The 2,852-nt window shown below is 68.2% G+C and carries 2 protein-coding genes and 1 pseudogene; 1 reads left to right on the top strand and 2 read right to left on the bottom strand.

Going from position 1 to position 2,852, the window contains the following annotated elements:
* Positions 1-187 (bottom strand): annotated as a pseudogene (locus E3T28_RS16460) (Fe-S cluster assembly protein SufB); the annotation flags it as partial.
* Positions 188-602: 415 nt separating this feature from the next.
* Here E3T28_RS16460 and erpA point away from each other — a divergent pair.
* A complete protein-coding gene (gene erpA / locus E3T28_RS16455; RefSeq protein WP_134433329.1) occupies positions 603-959 on the top strand; it encodes an iron-sulfur cluster insertion protein ErpA in 357 nt (118 codons plus the stop codon).
* 121 nt (positions 960-1,080) lie between these two features.
* On the opposite strand, the gene E3T28_RS16450 is transcribed toward erpA, so the two are convergent.
* Positions 1,081-2,406, bottom strand: coding sequence for an MATE family efflux transporter (locus tag E3T28_RS16450; RefSeq protein WP_241979413.1), 1,326 nt, complete (start codon positions 2,404-2,406; stop codon positions 1,081-1,083).
* Between the last annotated feature and the right edge of the window lie 446 nt (positions 2,407-2,852).

Below are 2,852 nucleotides of genomic sequence, written 5' to 3'. Positions count from 1 at the left end.
GTTCGAGGGCCTTCAGGCGACGCTGCAACATCCACTCCGGCTCGCTCTTGAGGTTGGAGATGTCGGTCACCACCTCCGGCGAGATGCCACGGCGAGCGGAGGCCCCGGCAGCGTCGGAATCCGACCAACCGAATTCATACACGCCGAGCCCCGAAAGTTCAGGGCGGTCAAGCAGGACGTCAGACATATCTACCTCTTCTGCCACCCCGACAACCCGGATATTAGTCCGGTCATCCCGTTCGGTCTCCGTGAGGAGACCGGCTGGAACGAGTTGCGGAGGCGGCTCAGGTGCGCACCGCTGAAAGTTCAGTGACGATCAGGGCCACGCCGTGCTGCGTCGGGGTCATCTGGACCACGAGCATAAAAATACTGGATTACTTCACTTTAGGCTTCAGGATTTCATCTGGCTACAGTGAGGCCGGCTTTGGCGGGTCACTGGCAGGTCGAGAGATGGTTCGCCAACGGCCGGCGGATGCCCTCGGCGGCCTCCGGGGTACGCCGAACGCCTGCGGGAGCTTAGAGTGATCGGATACTCGCGTACGCGAAACGCTCCAACAGGGCGTGCCCGACGCGTCCATGCAGCGTGAAGTCCGAGGAGTCCCATGACCGACACCATTGCCCCCATCGCACCGGCCCACGGCGTCGGCCTGACCGACGCCGCCGCACTGAAGGTGCGCAGCCTGCTCAGCCAGGAGGGTCGCGAAGACCTGAACCTGCGCGTTGCCGTGCAGCCCGGAGGCTGCTCCGGCCTGATCTACCAGCTCTACTTTGACGAGCGCATCCTCGACGGCGACGTCGTCGTGGACTTCGACGGCGTCGGGGTCGTGCTCGACAAGATGAGCGTGCCGTACCTCGAAGGTGCCTCAATCGACTTCGAGGACACCATCGCGAAGCAGGGCTTCACGATTGACAACCCGAACGCCGGCAGCAGCTGCGCCTGCGGCGACTCCTTCAGCTAGAGCCCACCCTTCAGTCGCGCCTGGTCGTCCCGGCGCAATCCGCGGAAGCCGACGCAGGGTAGACGCGCGCCTGCCTATCCGACCTGCGGCGCGAGCACCAGCCACCCGGACTGGCCCGGTGTCAGCGGGCGCCGACGACCATCCACTTCGCCGCCCGGGCGCGCAGCCCGAGCGTCACCGCGCGTGCGCCCAAGTAGCCGAAGGCGAACGCGGCCATCAGCCAGGCCAGCCCCGCGGCGCCCGACGGGGCCAGCACCAGCACCGCGAGGGCCAGCGGCACGAACGCGGCCAGGTTCACCAGCCCGGTCAGGGCCAGGTAGCGCGCGTCGCCGGCGCCGATCAGCACCCCGTCGAGCACGAAGACAACTCCGCCGAGCGGAACCGACAGTCCGAGCACGATCAGGGTCGCCGGTAACAGGTCGCTGACCTCGGTCGCGTTCGTGAACGCTCGGCCGAGCACGCCGCTCCCGGCGATCACCAGCAGTCCGAGGGCGGCCCCGCTCAGCACGCCCCACTCGAGGCAGCGTTTGAGCACCGCGCGCACCTCGGCTAGGTTGCCGGCGCCGAGACCCCGGCCCACCAATGCCTGTGCCGCGATCGCGAGGGCGTCGAGGGCGAATGCCAGGGTGGCGAATAGGGTCATCGCAATCTGAAAGGCGGCCAGCTCGGGAGAACCGAGGCTCGTGGCCACGAACACCGCGAGCAGCATGGCGGCACGCAGGCTCACCGTGCGCAGGAATAGCCAGCCGCCGGATGCCGCACCGCGCAGCATCCCGGCCCGATGCGGGCGCAAAGGCGCGCCCTCGCGGCGGGCGTGGCGGCCGACGACGGCCAGGTAGACGGCGACCATCGCCCACTGGGCGACGACCGTGCCGAGCGCGGATCCGACGATGCCGAGACCCAGGCCGTAGATGAACACCGCATTCAGCAGGATGTTGACCGAGAACCCGATCCCGGCCACCCACAATGGGGTGCGGGTGTCCTGCAGTCCGCGGAGCAGGCCGGTCGCCGCGAAGACGAGCAGCATGGCCGGCAGGCCGAGCATCGAGAGGCCCAAGTAGCTGACGGCCGCGGCGGTGACGGCAGGCTCGGCGCCGAACGCCCCGACGAGCAGTGGTGTGGCGAACCAGCCCACGATGGCGAGCAGCACGCCGAGACCGAGGGCCAGCCAGAGCCCGTCAATGCCGACGGCGACCGCACGGCGGGGGTCGCCGGCCCCGAGCCACCGGGCCACGGCGGGCGTGGTGCTGTAGGCCAGGAACACCATCAGGCCGATGACCGTCTGCAGAACGGCGCTGGCCAGGCCGAGTCCCGCCAGCGGAACGGCGCCGAGGTGCCCGACCATGGCGGAGTCGGCGAGAAGGAAGAGCGGTTCGGCGATGAGCGCGCCGACGGCGGGAATGGCGAGGCGCAGGATCTCGCGGTCGATGGGCTGCGGGCGAAGCACGGTGACAGTGATCCCAAGACTCTAGTTCAGCCGTTCCGAACCCGGTCGTCGAGCCTGCCTCGATGGTCGATCCCATCCGGTGGTCGAGCTCGCCTCGGTGGTCGAGCCCAACCGGTGGTCGAGCTTGTCGAGACCCGGCGACCCAACCTTCGAATGCTCCCGCCCGGCCGACCTGCCCCCTCGTGGCGCTCCTCACGGAAGCAGGCGCACGTTAGATGATCCGCCGCGAGCTGCAACCTGCGCCGCGGAACCGCCCCCGGCCCCCCGGGTGGGCCGTCGAGCCAACGCCACAGTCCCTAGAAGAAAACTACGAAAATACTTCTCCACAACATGAGATACTCTCGACTACGTGTGCCCATTAAGGTATCCTTGGAACATGATGAACCTCGCGGAAGACCTCAGGCAGGCGGCCGAGGCTGTGGCCCTGTTGGGCTCTTCGAGTGCGG

The sequence above is a fragment of the Cryobacterium sinapicolor genome (genome assembly GCF_004403465.1).
GTDB classification, from domain to species: domain Bacteria; phylum Actinomycetota; class Actinomycetes; order Actinomycetales; family Microbacteriaceae; genus Cryobacterium; species Cryobacterium sinapicolor.
Note: the sequence above shows the minus strand (reverse complement) of the source record. Positions and strands in the feature narration are given on the sequence as shown.